At 67.1% G+C, this 14,899-nt stretch carries 13 protein-coding genes; 4 read left to right on the top strand and 9 right to left on the bottom strand.

Translation table 11 applies throughout. The features are described 5' to 3' along the window. Positions 1 to 49: 49 nt before the first annotated feature. The 5 genes from DXK93_RS01330 to cadR all read right to left on the bottom strand — a co-directional run bounded on the left by DXK93_RS01330 (position 50) and on the right by cadR (position 4,655). On the bottom strand, positions 50 to 1,033 hold the full coding sequence (locus tag DXK93_RS01330) for a tripartite tricarboxylate transporter substrate binding protein (protein WP_119449126.1): 984 nt from the start codon (positions 1,031 to 1,033) through the stop codon (positions 50 to 52). A gap of 177 nt (positions 1,034 to 1,210) precedes the next feature. After that, positions 1,211 to 2,026 (bottom strand): enoyl-CoA hydratase, encoded by an 816-nt coding sequence (locus DXK93_RS01325; protein ID WP_119449125.1) that lies wholly within the window; start codon positions 2,024 to 2,026, stop codon positions 1,211 to 1,213. Beyond that, positions 2,023 to 2,769 (bottom strand): FadR/GntR family transcriptional regulator, encoded by a 747-nt coding sequence (locus DXK93_RS01320; protein WP_054456566.1) that lies wholly within the window; start codon positions 2,767 to 2,769, stop codon positions 2,023 to 2,025. Before DXK93_RS01320 ends, DXK93_RS01325 begins: the two co-directional genes overlap by 4 nt. 81 nt (positions 2,770 to 2,850) lie before the next feature. After that, on the bottom strand, positions 2,851 to 4,032 hold the full coding sequence (locus tag DXK93_RS01315; RefSeq protein WP_119449124.1) for a CaiB/BaiF CoA-transferase family protein: 1,182 nt from the start codon (positions 4,030 to 4,032) through the stop codon (positions 2,851 to 2,853). Positions 4,033 to 4,220: 188 nt separating this feature from the next. After that, positions 4,221 to 4,655, bottom strand: a complete 435-nt coding sequence (cadR, locus tag DXK93_RS01310) for a Cd(II)/Pb(II)-responsive transcriptional regulator (protein ID WP_054456564.1) — start codon at positions 4,653 to 4,655, stop codon at positions 4,221 to 4,223. Positions 4,656 to 4,788: 133 nt separating this feature from the next. Between cadR and DXK93_RS01305 the strand changes: the two genes are divergently transcribed. After that, positions 4,789 to 7,209 carry a cation-translocating P-type ATPase gene (locus DXK93_RS01305; RefSeq protein ID WP_233564480.1) on the top strand — a complete coding sequence of 807 codons (2,421 nt, stop codon included), beginning with the start codon at positions 4,789 to 4,791 and terminating at the stop codon, positions 7,207 to 7,209. Positions 7,210 to 7,269: 60 nt separating this feature from the next. On the opposite strand, the gene speG is transcribed toward DXK93_RS01305, so the two are convergent. Beyond that, complete coding sequence (gene speG, locus DXK93_RS01300) at positions 7,270 to 7,854, bottom strand: spermidine N1-acetyltransferase (RefSeq protein ID WP_119449122.1); 585 nt, start codon at positions 7,852 to 7,854, stop codon at positions 7,270 to 7,272. Positions 7,855 to 7,911: 57 nt separating this feature from the next. Next, positions 7,912 to 8,826 carry a LysR family transcriptional regulator gene (locus tag DXK93_RS01295; RefSeq protein WP_119449121.1) on the bottom strand — a complete coding sequence of 305 codons (915 nt, stop codon included), beginning with the start codon at positions 8,824 to 8,826 and terminating at the stop codon, positions 7,912 to 7,914. 195 nt (positions 8,827 to 9,021) lie between these two features. On the opposite strand from DXK93_RS01295, the gene DXK93_RS01290 reads away from it, so the two are divergent. From DXK93_RS01290 to DXK93_RS01280, 3 genes are all read left to right on the top strand, one after another. Beyond that, positions 9,022 to 10,323 (top strand): MFS transporter, encoded by a 1,302-nt coding sequence (locus DXK93_RS01290; RefSeq protein ID WP_119449120.1) that lies wholly within the window; start codon positions 9,022 to 9,024, stop codon positions 10,321 to 10,323. 23 nt (positions 10,324 to 10,346) lie between these two features. Beyond that, on the top strand, positions 10,347 to 11,840 hold the full coding sequence (locus DXK93_RS01285) for a M81 family metallopeptidase (protein ID WP_119449119.1): 1,494 nt from the start codon (positions 10,347 to 10,349) through the stop codon (positions 11,838 to 11,840). A gap of 64 nt (positions 11,841 to 11,904) precedes the next feature. Further along, positions 11,905 to 12,426, top strand: a complete 522-nt coding sequence (locus tag DXK93_RS01280) for a 2'-5' RNA ligase family protein (protein WP_054456560.1) — start codon at positions 11,905 to 11,907, stop codon at positions 12,424 to 12,426. Positions 12,427 to 12,463: 37 nt separating this feature from the next. Here the strand turns inward: DXK93_RS01280 and DXK93_RS01275 are convergent, their stop codons facing one another. Further along, complete coding sequence (locus tag DXK93_RS01275; protein WP_054456559.1) at positions 12,464 to 13,168, bottom strand: riboflavin synthase; 705 nt, start codon at positions 13,166 to 13,168, stop codon at positions 12,464 to 12,466. 90 nt (positions 13,169 to 13,258) lie between these two features. Next, positions 13,259 to 14,695 carry an aldehyde dehydrogenase family protein gene (locus tag DXK93_RS01270; RefSeq protein ID WP_119449139.1) on the bottom strand — a complete coding sequence of 479 codons (1,437 nt, stop codon included), beginning with the start codon at positions 14,693 to 14,695 and terminating at the stop codon, positions 13,259 to 13,261. Between the last annotated feature and the right edge of the window lie 204 nt (positions 14,696 to 14,899).

The following is a 14,899-nucleotide window of genomic DNA, read 5'->3' as shown; positions in this document are numbered from 1 at the left end:
TTACGCCACTCCGCCGCCCCAGGCCGTCATCCCCCCGGACCGCCAGAGGTCATTCGATCTGGATGCCGACCTCTTTGATGACCCCCGCCCAGCGCGTCAGCTCCGCGTTGACGAACTGGCCCAGCTCGGCCGGGCTGCTGGCGCCGGGCGTGGCGCCCTCGCCCTTGAAGCGGGTCTGCAAGGCCGGCACGGCCAGCGAGCGCGCCACCGCCTGGTTCAGCACCGCCACCACCGCATTGGGCGTGCCCTTGGGCGCCATCAACGCATTCCAGGTGTTGATCTCGTAGCCCTTGAACATCGGGTCCTCCGCCACCGTGGGCACGTCGGGCAGTTCGGCCGAACGGTCGCGGGTGGTCACGGCCAGGGCGCGCAGCGCGCCCGCGCGAACCTGCGGCAAGGCTGCCGGCAAGGTGGCGAAGCTGAACTGGGTTTCGCCGCTCATGACCGAGGAATTGGCCAGCGACCCGCCGCGGTACGGCACGTGCTGGATCTGCACCTTGGCCTCCGAGGCGAACATGGCGCCGGCCACGTGCACTGGCGAGCCATTGCCGCTGGAGGAATAGTTCAGGTCGCCCGGTTTCTCGCGCGCCAGCTTGACCAGGTCGGCCACCGACGCCACGGGCAGCTTGGGATTGGCCACCAGCACCAGCGGGATGGACGCGATCATGCTGACCGGCGTGAAGCCGCCCACCGGGTCGTAGCCCAGCGATTTCTTGTACACGACCGGATTGATGCCATGGCTGGACACGGTCGCCATGAACAAGGTGTAGCCATCCGGCGCGGCCTGCTGCACGGAGGCCGCGGCGATGTTGCCGGCGGCGCCAGCCTTGTTCTCGATGATGACGGGCTGCTTGAGCTCCTTGCTCAACTGCTCGCCCAGCGCCCGCGCCAGGATGTCCGTGGTGCCGCCGGCGGCGTAGCCCACCACGATGCGCACCGGCTGGCTTGGGTACGCCCCCTGCGCGTGCAGCGGCGCCGCGCACAGCCACGCCGCCAAGCCAGCCAGGCCTGCCCTCAGATAAACCGCTTTCATGTCTGTCTCCTCGTCGCCGCGCTTCTGCTGCGCGGTCTATGGCCAGGCCGTCCCCGGTGGGATCGGTGGCCGGGTTGATCCGGTCCGCGGCGAATTCAGGACGCAAGCCTCCCCGGGCCGCGCCGGCGACGGCGCGGACCTGAAAGCCGCGTAGGGAATCCGGCCCGCGGCCGGAGATCAGGTACCGGTGAACACCGGCGCTCTCTTTTCCGCGAACGCCTTGCGGCCTTCGCGGTAGTCATTGCTTTCGAAACACTCCAGCACCAGACGGCGCATGCCTTCCACGTCGACCTCCGGTCCCAGCTGCTGAAGCTGTCGGATCATCTTCTTGCCGGCGCGCAGCGTCAGCGGGGCGTTGGCCTGGATCTGGGCCAGCATGGTTTCCAGCACCTGCGGCAGTTCGTCCACCGGCGCGACCCTGCGGATCAGGCCCAGCTCCTTGGCTTCGCGGGCGTCATAGCGCGCCGCCGTCAGGAAGATTTCCAGCGCGTTGGCCGGGCCGACCGCCGTCACCAGGTTGCGGATCGCGGTCAGGCGGTAGCCCAGGCCCAGCTTGCCTGCGGGAATCGCGAAGCTGCTGTTGTCGGAAGCGATGCGGATGTCGCAGCACAGGGCAATGTTCAGGCCGCCGCCGATGCAATAGCCCTGGATGTACGCGATCGTGGGCTTGTCGTAGTCGTACAGCGCCAGCTGCGCGGTTTCGGCCACGCGCTCGTACTCCACCACCGCGTCCTCGCCGCTGCGCAGCTTGTCGAACTGCGAGATGTTGGCGCCGCTGACGAAGGCCTTGCCGCCCGCGCCCTGCAGCACCACTGCCCGGATCTCCGGGTCCTGGCGGAAAGCTTCCAGCACTACCGGCACCGCTTCCCACATGGCGAACGATACGGCGTTGTGCCGCTGCGGATCGTTGAAAGTCAGCCAACCTATCGCGCCACGCTTCTCGGCCACGATGTTGTCGGTAATGTCGCCCTGCAGGATGCGTTGTATGGTCACGGTTGCTTTCCTTGTATGACTGTCTGGTGCCGTTGTATGCCGTTGGTCAGGTGGACGCGCATGGCAAGGCGCGCTGCCTCGCTGTCGCCGGCGACGATGGCATCGAAGATGCGGTGATGTTCGCGTTCGATTTCCGGCACGCGCTCGGTGCCGGCGCTGGTGTAGCGCAGCGTGCGCACGGCGCCGCGGAACACGTGGCGCAGGTGCGCCAACAGGCGCACGAAATAAGGGTTGTTGGTGGCCTCGCCCACGGCCATGTGGAAGTCCAGCGCGTGGTCGGCGCCGGCCTGCCAGTCATTGCCTGCCGCGTCGACCCGTTGCAGGGCCTGGCGCAGGGTTTCGATCTGTTCGGGGGTACGGTGCAGGGCCGCCTGCGCGGCCGCGCCGGATTCCAGTTCCACCCGCAGCTGGAAGATGTGCGCCAGCGGCTCGGGCTGCAGCAGGTCTTCCGGCGCGATCTCAAAATTGCGCGTGCCCACGTCCTGCGCCACGAAGGACCCCACGCCGCGCCGCGTATCCACATACCCCGACAGCTTCAGCCTCGCGATCGCCTCGCGCACCACATTGCGGCTGACGGCGAACATCTGCGCCAGTTCGAACTCGGTGGGCAGGCGCTGGCCGGGCTCGAATTCGCGCGCCACGATCTTCTGGCGGATCTGCGAAGCGATCTCGTCCGGCAGGTTGTCGGGGCGTCCCAGGCTGGAAAAGACCTGGTCGGCGGCGGCGGTGGATGGTGCGTTCATGTCTGGGCTGTCTCCGTCTGGGCCGCCGGATACGCGGGCGGCCTTGGCGGCGATTTTATGCTCCGTGCCTGGACGTATCCCTTAAATGACGCCTTCGCGGGCCAGCTGCTGCAAGTCGGCAGGCGCCAATCCCAGCATGCCGCCATAGACGTCGCCGTTGTGCTGGCCGCGTTCGGGCGCGGGCGCCATTTCCCCGGTGGTGGAACGGCTCAGGATCATGGGCTGCCCCACCACCGAAATCGGCCCCAGCGCGGGATGGCGGATCTCCCGGCTGAGCCCCAGATGGCGCACCTGCGGATCCTCGAAAGTCTGGTCCATGCCCAGGATCGGACCGCAAGGCACGCCTTCCTTGTTCATCAGCGCTATCCATTCGGCGGTGGGCCGGGTCGCGGTGCGCGCGCCGATGGCCGCGTTCAGCGCGGGTCGGTTGCGCGCCCGCAGCGGCACCGTCAGGAAGCGCTCGTCCTCGATCAGTTCCGGCAATTCCAGCACGCGGCACAGGCGCGCATAGATGTCGTTGCCCATGGCCGCGATGTTCATATAGCCGTCGCTGGTGGGGAACACGCCGGTCGGGCTGCTGGTGGGATGGTCGTTGCCGCTCTGGCCAGGCACCTCGCCGTTCATCAGCCAGCGCATCGCCTGGAAATCCATCATCCAGACCTGCGATTGCAACAGCGATGTCTGCACCCACTGCCCTTGCCCCGACACCTCGCGCTCCAGCAGCGCGATGAAGATGCCGATGGCGCAGAACAGGCCGGAGGTCAGGTCCGCCACCGGAATCCCCGCCCGCATGGGGCCGCGGCCGGGTTCGCCCGTCACCGACATCAGCCCGCCTATGCCCTGCGCGATCTGGTCCAGCCCCGGGCGTCCGGCGTAGGGGCCGTCCTGGCCGAAGCCGGACACGCTGGCGTAGACGATGCGCGGGTTCACCTGGCGCAGCGTCTCGTAGTCGATGCCCAGCTTGAACTTGACGTTGGGCCGGTAGTTTTCCACCACCACGTCGGCCTGGCGCACCAGGTCCAGGAACAGCGCCCGGCCCTGCGGATGCTTCAGGTTCAGCGTGACGCTGCGCTTGTTGCGGTGGGTGTTCTGGTAGTCCGCGAACTGGGCGGAGCCGCCCGGCTTGTCGTCCTGCTCGTCGCCCGGCTCTTCGATCTGGATGACGGTGGCGCCCCAGTCCGCGAACTGGCGCACGGCGGCGGGACCCGAGCGCACTCGCGTCAGGTCCAGAACGGTGAATCGGCCCAAGGGCTTGGAATCCATGCTTGTCTGCCTCTCTGTGTGGCGCCGCCAATCGTCGACCGCGGCTGCCTTGTCATTATTTGTTGGATGTTGGACATCTTACATGCTGATTTTGGACGCAACAAGACGCCACCGCGCTTTTTGCGCGGCGGGTTTTCCCTAGGCCATCAGGCCCGTGCTCCGTGATGCCGCCCTGTCCAGGGCCGCTGTCAGCCCAGGTGCGTGTGGCGTTCCTGGCGCTCTTCGACCTGCATTTCGCTCAGGCCATGCAGGATGCCGCAGTCTTCCGTGTCGGGCCGGGCCGACAGGCAGCGCTGGCGCAATTCCGTGAGCTGGGTCTTGAGCTGGGTCAGTTCGGCGATGCGTTCATCCACGTGGGAGATGTGCTCGTCGAACAGTTCGTTGATGGGGCCGCAACCGCTCTGGTGGTTATCCGCCAGCGACAGGATGGCGCGGATCTCGTCCTGCGTCATGTCCAGCGCGCGGCAGTTGCGGATCAGGCGCAGCCGCTCCAGATGGGGCTGGCCGTAGCTGCGGTAGTTGTTCAGTCCCCTTTCCGGGGCCGGCAACAGCCCTTCTTTCTCGTAATACCTGACGGTCTCGACCGTGGTTCCGGCCGCCGTGGCCAATTCGCCGATACGCATCGCTGCCTCCCGGATCGCATCCGATTGATATAGGGGGTTGACCCTATAGTAACTCCAAGGTGTGGAATAGCGTCACCAGCTTATTTCAAGGCAGAGGACGATGTCTTTACCTCCGGTCAAAAAACACGAACATATGCCCGCCGGGCAAGGCGGCGCCTGCTGCGCGCACGACGGCTGCGACGCGCCCGCCAAGAACGCCCAGGCCCAGGCCGGACACGATCATGCGGGCCATGATCACGCGGATCACAGCCACGCGGGCCACGATCACAGCCACGACCATGCCGGCCATGACCACGCGCACGATCACAAGCACGATCACAAGCACGATCGCAGCCACAAGCACGACCACGGCGGCGACGCCTGCTGCGGCCATGGCGATGGCCAGCCCTTCACCGTCTCGGGCGCCGGCGCGGCCACGCTTACCGCGGGCCCGGGCCAGTCGCTGGCGCGCCTGCGCATCGGCCAGATGGACTGCCCCACCGAGGAAACGCTGATCCGCAAAAAGCTCGACAACATGGCCGACGTCCACGCGCTGGACTTCAACCTGATGCAGCGCGTGCTGACCGTGGTGCACGCCGAAGGCGCGCTGGACCGTGTCATGGCCGCCATCAAGTCGCTGGACATGACGCCCGAGCCCCTGGCCGACAACGCTCCCGGCACGCCAGCCCCTGCCGCCAAACCGGTGAACTGGTGGCTGATCGGCGGCTCCGGCGTCCTGGCCGCGCTGTCGGAACTGTCGCATTTCGCCGGCTGGCCGCTGGGCGTCACCGCAGCCCTGGCCGTGGCCGCCATCCTGGCCTGCGGCATCAGCACCTACCGCAAGGGCTGGATCGCCGTACGCAACGGCAACCTCAACATCAATGCCCTGATGAGCATCGCCGTCACCGGCGCCGTGCTGATCGGCCAATGGCCCGAAGCGGCGATGGTGATGTTCCTGTTCAACGTGGCCGAACTGATCGAAGCCCGCTCCCTGGACCGGGCGCGCAACGCCATCCGTGGCCTGCTCGACCTGGCGCCGGAAACGGCGACCGTGCGCCAGGCCAATGGCGACTGGCTCGAAGTGCCCGCCGCCAGATTGCAGGTGGGCGATATCGTGCGGGTACGCCCGGGCGAACGCATCGCCGCCGACGGCATCATCGTCAGCGGCAGCTCGGCGGTGGACCAGTCCCCCATCACCGGCGAAAGCCTGCCCGTGGAAAAGACGCAGGACGACCCGGTCTACGCGGCCACCGTGAACGCGGCCGGCTCCTTCGAATACCGCGTCACCGCGGCCGCCGGCAACACTACGCTGGCGCGCATCATCCACGCCGTCGAACAGGCGCAAGGCGCGCGCGCGCCGACCCAGCGCTTCATCGACCGCTTCTCGCGCATCTATACGCCGGCCGTGGTGGGCATCGCGGTGCTGGTGGCGGTGCTGCCGCCGCTGTTCTGGAACCAGCCCTGGTTCGACGCCATCTACCGCGCCCTGGCGCTGCTGATCATCGCCTGCCCCTGCGCGCTGGTCATTTCCACGCCGGTCAGCATCGTCAGCGGCCTGACCGCGGCCTCGCGCCGCGGCATCCTGGTCAAGGGCGGCGTGTACCTCGAAGAAGGCCGCAACCTGAAATGGCTGGCGCTGGACAAGACCGGCACCCTGACCCACGGCAAGCCGGTGCAGACCGACATCCAGGATTGGGACATGTCTGACCAAAGCCGCCAGCCGGCCGCGCTGGTCGCCGCCAGCCTGGCCGCCCGCTCCGACCACCCGGTATCGCTGGCCGTGGCCAATGCCGCGCGCGACGCCGGCACGGCCTTGCTGGACGTGCAGGACTTCACCGCCCTGCCCGGCCGCGGCGTCAGCGCCACGCTGGACGGCGTGACCTTCCAGCTGGGCAACCGCCGCCTGATGCGCGAACTGGGCGTCTCCAGCCCCAAGCTGGAAGCGCGCCTGGACGAACTGGAACGCCAGGGCAAGAGCGCCATCGCGCTGACCGACGGCAATCGCGTGCTGGCCGTAGCCGCCGTGGCCGACACGGTCAAGCCGACCAGCGCCGCCGCCATCGCGGACCTGCACGCCCTGGGCGTGCGCACCCTGATGCTGACGGGCGACAACACGCCCACCGCGCAAGCCATCGCGCAACAAGTCGGCATCGACGAAGCGCGCGGCGACCAGTTGCCCGAAGACAAGCTGGCCGCCATCGAAAGCAAGCTGGCGTCTGGCGGCCGCGTCGGCATGGTGGGCGACGGCATCAACGACGCCCCCGCCCTGGCGCGCGCCGACATCGGCTTCGCCATGGGCGCGGCGGGCACCGGTACCGCCATCGAGACGGCCGACGTGGCCCTGATGGACGACGACCTGCGCAAGATCGGCACTTTCCTGCGTCTGTCCCACGCCACGCATCGCGTGCTGGTGCAGAACATCGCGCTGGCGCTGGGCATCAAGGCCGTGTTCCTGGCCCTGGCCATGACCGGCAACGCCACGCTGTGGATGGCGGTGTTCGCCGACGTGGGCGCGAGCCTGCTGGTGGTGGCGAACGGCCTGCGGCTGTTGCGGGCGGCGCCTGCGGCACACTGACGCGGAGCAGTCCGATTCCCGGTGGCGCATGCATTGCATGGCCGCCGGGAAAAGCAGGCCTCAGCCCGTCTGCTCTTCCTGCGGCCAGTCGCGCAGCACCGGCGCGTCCGGCGCGCCAGGCCCCACGTCGCGCAGATGGTCGTGCTGCAGCAGCGCCATGCGGTAGGCGTCGCGATAGCCGCCGTTGGAAAAGAACTCTTCCTTCAACAGTCCTTCGATCTGGAAGCCGCAGCGCTCATAGATGTGCACGGCGGCGGTGTTGTCCTTGTCCACCACCAGATAGACCTTGTGCAGGTTCAGCACGCGAAAGGCATAGCCCACAGCGATGCGCGTCGCCGCCTTGGCGTAGCCCCGGCCCTGATAGCTGGGCGCGATGATGATCTGGAATTCGGCGCGGCGGTGGATGTAGTCGATTTCCACCAGCTCGACCAGGCCGGCGGGCTGCCCGGTGTCGTGCTCGATGATGAAGCGCCGCTCGTTCTGGTCGTGCAAGTGGCGGTCATACAGGGCGACCAGTTCGTCGTAGGCCTCGTAAGGCTCTTCGAACCAATAACGCATGATGACGTCGTTATTGTTGATCTTGTGCACGAAGTGCAGGTCGCCACGCTCCAGGGGGCGTATTTTGATATCGGTTGTGACCGACATGGTGATACCTCCGAAAGTGCGCCCATTGTAAGCGGGCGCGGCCCGACGCGCTGGCGCTCAGCCGCCCGAGAACGCCGGCAGGCGTTGTTCTATGCGCCGCATGACCTCATTGGCGGCGGACGACAGCGGCCGCCCCAGCCGCAGCAGCGCCTGGCATTCGGGCGCGCTCAGGATGGGATGCGCGATGGGAATCGCCACCAGTTCGCCGCTGGCCAGCTCATGATGCACGCCCAGGTTCGGCATCAGCGTCACGCCCGCTCCGGTCATCGCGTACTGCTTCAGTACGCGCAGCGAATTGGTGGTAAGGCTGGGCGTCAGATGGATGCGCTCGGTGAATTCCAGCAGGTCCACCGCCTGGCGCAGCCCGTAGGGCGCGGACATCAGCGCGAAGGGATACGGCATGATGTCGGCGATGGTCAGCGGCCCGCGCCTTGCGGCCAGGGCATGGCCGCGGCCCGCCAGCAGGCAGACCGGATGCTTGCGGCTGGCGCGGCAGCGCAGCCGCGGGTCCACCGGCGGGTTGTAGGCCAGCCCGATGTGGGCCGCGTCCGAGGCCACCGCCTCGACCACCTCATTGACCGAACCGACGTTGACGCTGATGTTGATCTGCGGATATTCGATGCAGAACGGCCCGACCACGTGTTCCATCAGGCCGTCGATAAAGCCTTCGCTGATCATCAGCTGCACGTTGCCGCGCTGCATGCCGCGCAATTCCTGCAGGCGCGCATTCAGATGTTCCTGCTGGGCGCGGCAGCCGCGGTGGTACTCCAGCAGCATATCGGCGGCCTCGGTGGGCGTCAGCCCGCGCGAGCGCCGCTCGAACAACTGCACGCCCAGTTCCTTTTCCAGCAGCTGGATCTGCCGGCTGATCACGGAGGCCGCGGTATCCAGCTTGTCGGCCGCGCCCCGTATCGAGCCGCAGGCCATGACCTCGTTGAAGTACTTCAGGCGGACCTGGCTGATTTCCTGCATGTCCCGCGTTCCTGGGGCGCCTGGTGGCGCCGGTTGAAGGTGATTCAAGCGTTGCCCACAGGGCAACGATAATTTATCACCCCGGTCATTGTTCGGAACGCCCCTGTCTTCCAATAATGGCGGCCGCGGAAGCCACAGGGTTTCCGGCCCAACCCCAGCCAGCGCGGGCGCCAGACCCGCGCGAGGAGACATGCAATGCCCCATCCGACCACGCCGGGCGCGGACCCGCGCCTGGCCCCGCTCTATCGCAAGATCACGTGGCGCCTGCTGCCCTTCCTGCTGCTCTGTTACGTCTTTGCCTACCTGGACCGAATCAACATCGGCTTCGCCAAGCTCCAGATGCAGCAGGACATCGGCATTTCCGACGCCGTCTACGGCCTGGGCGCCGGCATCTTCTTCCTGGGCTACGTCATCTTCGAAGTACCCAGCAACCTGTTGCTGACCCGCATCGGCGCTCGCCGCACGATCAGCCGCATCATGGTGCTGTGGGGCCTGACCTCGGCCTCGATGCTGTTCGTGCAGGGCGAATGGAGCTTCTACGTCCTGCGCTTCATGCTGGGCGTATTCGAAGCCGGCTTCGCGCCCGGCATGATCTTCTACCTGACCTACTGGTACTCGCAGTCGCGCATGGCCGGCGTCATGGCGGTGGTGATGCTGGCCGGCCCCATCGGCGGCATCGTCGGCGGCCCCGTGTCGGCCTGGATCATGACCGCGTTCTCGGGCGCGCACGGCCTGGACGGCTGGCAATGGATGTTCCTGCTGGAAGGCCTGCCCTGCGTGCTGCTGGGCGTCATCGCGTACCGCTACCTGGACGACAAGCCGGCCGAGGCCAAGTGGCTCAGCGCCGAGGAAAAAGCGCTGCTGGCGGCCGACCTGGAGACCCGCGGCACGCAGCAGAAGCACGCCTTCAAGCAGGTGCTGCGCGACCCCGTCATCTACGGCATGGCCCTGACCTACTTCTGCCTGATCTGCGGCATCTATGCCGTCAGCTTCTGGCTGCCCACGCTGCTCAAGCTGGCGGGCGTGCACGACGCCATGGAGATCGGCCTGTATTCCGCCATCCCCTACATCGCCGCGGCGGTCTTCATGCTGTGGTTCGCGCGCAGCTCGGACCGCATGCAGGAACGGCGCTGGCATACGCTGATTCCGGCGCTCCTGGCCGGCGTGTCCCTGTGCATCGCCACCGCCGCGCCGACGCAATTCGCGCTATCCCTGAGCGCGATCACCCTGGCCACGGGCTTCATGTGGGCCTCCTACACGGTATTCTGGGCGATTCCTTCGCAGTACCTCAAAGGAGAGGCAGCAGCCGGCGGCATCGCCCTCATCAACAGCATCGGCCTGCTCGGCGGATTCCTCAGCCCGTCCATCATCGGCTGGTCCAAGGAAGCCACGGGCACGCTGGCTGGCGGCCTGTACGTGATCTCCGCCTTGCTGGTGGCAGGCGCCTTGCTCCTGCTGGTGAACCGTCCGCCCCGTTCCGCGCCCGCCCGCGCCTGAAGTCCAACCCACAGGAAACGATCATGCATATTCTGGTTGCTGGCTTCCAGCACGAAACCAACACCTTCGCGCCGTCGCTCGCCGCCTACGACAACTTCGTGCGCGGCGAAGGATTCCCCGCCATGGTGCGCGGCAAGGACATGCTGGCGCTGCGCGAGGTCAACATCCCCGCCGGCGGCTTCATCAACGCGGCGCTGGCCCAGGGCCATACGGTCGAGACCGTGATCTGGGCGGGCGCCAGCCCCTCGGCCCACGTAACCCGCGACGCCTACGAACGAATCGCCGGCGAAATCCTGGACGCGGCCCGCAACGGCAGCTACGACGCCGTCTACCTCGACCTGCACGGCGCCATGGTCGCCGAACACCTGGACGACGGTGAAGGCGAACTGCTGGCGCGCGTGCGCCAGATCGTCGGGCCCGACGTGCCGGTGATCGCCAGCCTGGACCTGCACGCCAACGTCACCGCGCAGATGCTGCAGGAAGCCGACGGCCTGGCCGCGTTCCGCACCTATCCGCATGTGGACATGGCCGACACCGGCGAGCACGCGGCGCGCCTGCTGCAGGCCCGCATCGCGGCCGGCGACAGCTGGAGCCGCAGCGAACGCCGCCTGCCCTTCCTGATTCCGATCAACGGCATGTGCACGATGCTGCAGCCGTCCAAGGGTGTGTACGAGCTGCTGGAAAGCCTGGAGCAGACTCCGGGCGTGGCCTCCATCTCGTTCGCGCCCGGCTTTCCGGCGGCGGACTTCCCCGAGTGCGGCCCGGTGGTCTGGGCCTACGGCACCGATGCGGCAGCCGTCGAACGCGTGACCGAAACCCTGTACCAGCGCGTGCTGGAACTGGAGCCGCAATGGTCGCCCGACTTCCTCGATCCGTCCGAGGCCGTGCGCCGCGCGCAGGCGCTGGCGGCGGGCGCATCGCGCCCCGTGGTCATCGCCGACACGCAGGACAATCCGGGCGCTGGCGGCGACGCCAACACCACCGGCATGCTGCGCGCGCTGGTGCAGGCCGATGCCCAGAATGCCGCGCTGGGGCTGTTCTACGACCCCGAGGCGGTACGCCAGGCCACCGCGGCCGGCATCGGCGGCAAGGTCCGCCTGAGCCTGGGAGGCCAATCGGGCGTGGCGGGCGACTCCGCTTTCGAAGGCGAGTTCGTGGTCGAAACCCTGTCGCCCGGCAAGCTGCGCTTTGACGGGCCGATGATGAACGGCATGGACGTGGACCTGGAAGCCGTGGCCGGCCTGCGCATCGGCGGCGTGCGGGTGGTGGTCAGCGCCACCAAGTCGCAGATGCTGGACCGCAACCTGTTCCGCGTCGGCGGCGTGCAGCCCGAGGAGATGGCGATACTGGTGGTGAAGAGTTCCGTGCACTTCCGCGCGGACTTCCAGCCCATCGCCCACGAAGTGCTGGTGGCCAAGGCGCCCGGCCCGATGCAGGCCGACCCGGCCGACCTGCCCTGGACCCGGCTGCAGCCCGGCATCCGCGTGCGTCCGCAAGGCAAGCCGTTCTCTTACTGAACGCCCCGCCCCGCCGCCAGCCGGCGGGGTTTGCTTTCGCGCGGCGCAGTGGCAGACTGGAAGCATGAAAAAGCTCCATACGCTCGCCTATCCGCGCCTCGGCGCGTCGGACTCCGCGTTCATCGAGGAGTTCCGGCGCCAGCATGACGGCCAGCATCCGCTGGTGCAGGCGCACTTCACCATGGCATTCGGCTGCGCGGGCATCGACGAACAGGCCTACCAGCAGCACCTCGAAGAGGTCGCCGGCCTGCACGGCCCGATAGACTTCGTATGCCGTTACGCCATGCTGGGGGCCGACCCCGCGCACGCTTACGCGTACCTGGTTCCCGATGAAGGCCACAGCCAGCTGTCGCGGCTGCATGACGCCCTGTACCGCCAGGTGCTGGCGCCGACCTTGCGCCTGGACATTCCTTATGTGCCGCACATCACCATGGGGTCGTCCACCAACCGCGCGCTGATGAAATCGCTGTGCGATGAATTGAACCGCAACGGACTTGAAATTCGCGGCACGGTCGACAAGTTGACGATGGCTGTCCTGGAAAATGGCGTGCTGACGGACCTGACTTCGGCCCGGCTTTCCGGCTGAGGGGCCAGGCGCCGCCTGCCCCGCCCGCCCCCGCTCACTACTTCAGCTTGCCCTGCGGACTGACGAAGTCTTCCAGCGTCAGGCCCTTTTCCTTCAGGATGGCTTCCAGTAGCGGCTGCAGCTTGCCCAGGCTTTCCTGCACGGTTTCGCGCACGGTATCGACCACCACCTGGGTGCTGCGTTCGATCTCGATGTTGACGAAATCGCCCACCTGCTTGTCCTCGAACACCGTCATGCGGCGGGTTTCCGGAATCAGCCAGACCTCGAACCAGCCCTCGACGCGGTTGACCTCCGATACGGTCAGGCTGGCGCCATTGATGGCGATATAGCCCTTGGCGAAGACATACTTGCGGAATGCCTCGGGGATACTGAAGCGCATCAGGCGGTTGGTATCGGACGACTTCACCATCACCACTTCAGAGGTGAAATCCACGTGCCCGGACAAGGGATGGCCGCCGATCTCGGCGCCGTCCTTGGCGGCCCGCTCGACGTTGGCGCGGTCGCCCTCCTGGTAGCTGCCCAGGGTGGTGATGGCCAGGCTTTGCAGCATGACGTCGAAAGTGGCCTGGTTCTCGGACAGGATTTCCGTGACGGTCAGGCAGACGCCATCGGTGGACACGCTGGCGCCGATGGCCAGGTCCACGCAAAAACCAGGGGGGAAATCCAGCGTGAAAGTGCGCAGGCCTTCGCGATCCGCGATCTTGGCGATCTTCGCGGTGCCTTGAACAATACCGGTGAACATACGGATCCTGAATGCGGGGCGGCGCCCCTGAAGCAAAACATCAACGTTAACCGATATTTTGCCAGGGGCCGGGCCGCCCGCAAGCCTGGATCAGTGGCGGATGGCGATCGTCTTCAGGGTGGTGAAGCCGTACAGCGCTTCAAAGCCCTTCTCGCGGCCATAGCCCGACTGGCGCGAACCGCCGAAAGGCAGCTCCACGCCGCCGCCAGCGCCGTAGTTGTTGATGAAGACTTGACCTGCGCGCAGCTTGCGCGCCAGGCGCAGCTGGCGGCCGCCGTCGCGGGTCCAGACGCCGGCCACCAGGCCGTACAGCGTGCCGTTGGCGATTTCCAGCGCCTCTTCCTCGGTGTCGAACACCATGGCGGCCAGCACCGGGCCGAAGACTTCTTCCTGCGCCAGGCGGCTGTTGGGCGGCACGTCGCGGAACAGCACGGGCGGTTGGTAGAAACCGGCCTCGGGCGTGCCTTCCTTCAATTTGCCGCGGGCCGCGACCTTCATGCCTTCAGCTTCGGCTTCAGCCAGGAAGCCGCGCACGCGGTCCTGCTGGCGCGCGTTGATCAGGGGGCCCACGTCCAGGTCGGCCGCGGCCGGACCGGTAACGGTGGCCGAGAACGCGTCGGACAGGCGCTTGAGCACCGTTTCGTACACGCCGCGCTGGATCAGCACGCGGCTGCCGGCCGAGCAGGTCTGGCCCGCGTTCTGGATGATGGCGGCCAGCAGCACCGGCATGGCGGCATCCAGGTCGGCGTCGTCGAACACGATCTGGGGCGACTTGCCGCCCAGTTCCAGCGTGACCGGCACGTGGTTCTCGGCGGCGGCATGCGCCACCATCTTGCCCGTCTGCGGCGAACCGGTGAACGAGATGTGGTCGATGCCCGGGTGGGCGGACAGCGCCGCGCCGGCTTCATGGCCATAACCCGTGCAGATGTTCAAGGCGCCTGCCGGCAGGCCGACCTCAGCCGCGATCTCCGCCAGCTTCAAGAGCGACAGGCAAGCGTCTTCCGCGGGCTTGACCACGCACGCGTTGCCCGCGGCCAGGGCCGCGCCGACGCTGCGCCCGAAGATCTGCAGCGGATAGTTCCAGGGCACGATGTGGCCGGTGACGCCGTGAGCTTCGCGCACCGTCAGCACGGTGAAGCCCGGGGTGTAGGGAATGGTCTCGCCATGCAGCTTGTCGACCGCGCCGGCATAGAACTCGAAGTAGCGGGCAACGGCGGCGGCGTCGGCGCGCGCCTGCTTGATCGGCTTGCCGGTGTCGGCCGATTCCAGCTGCGCCAGCTCTTCCTGACGCTCCAGCAGCGCAAAGGCGATACGCATCAAGAGGCGGCTGCGCGCAGCGGGCGCCATCTGGCCCCACTCGCCTTCAAAAGCCTCGCGCGCCGCAGTCACGGCACGGTCCACGTCCGCCGCGCCCGAACGCGCGATCGCCTCGAAGGGCTTGCCATCGGACGGGTTCAGGACGGGAATGGTTTCACCGGTGGCGGCGGCCACCCATTGGTTGGCGATAAAGTTCTTCTGAGTCACGATGTGCGGAGTAAAGTAGCGGCCGAACGGCCGGTTGCAGGGATATGGCGTCGCGCGCGGGTTGCGTTTTGGTTTCGGGTCAAGGTACGGGAGCGCGCCGCAACTTGTCAATTGAATTGACAGCTTTTGTCCCAAGAGTCAGGATATTTCCCGACTACCTCGGGTAATCCCTAATAATTCAGCGACTTAACGCCACCCCGGATTTGT

It is taken from the genome of Achromobacter sp. K91 (genome assembly GCF_003576205.1).
GTDB classification, from domain to species: domain Bacteria; phylum Pseudomonadota; class Gammaproteobacteria; order Burkholderiales; family Burkholderiaceae_B; genus Achromobacter; species Achromobacter aegrifaciens.
This window is presented reverse-complemented; position numbering and strand designations above follow the sequence as displayed.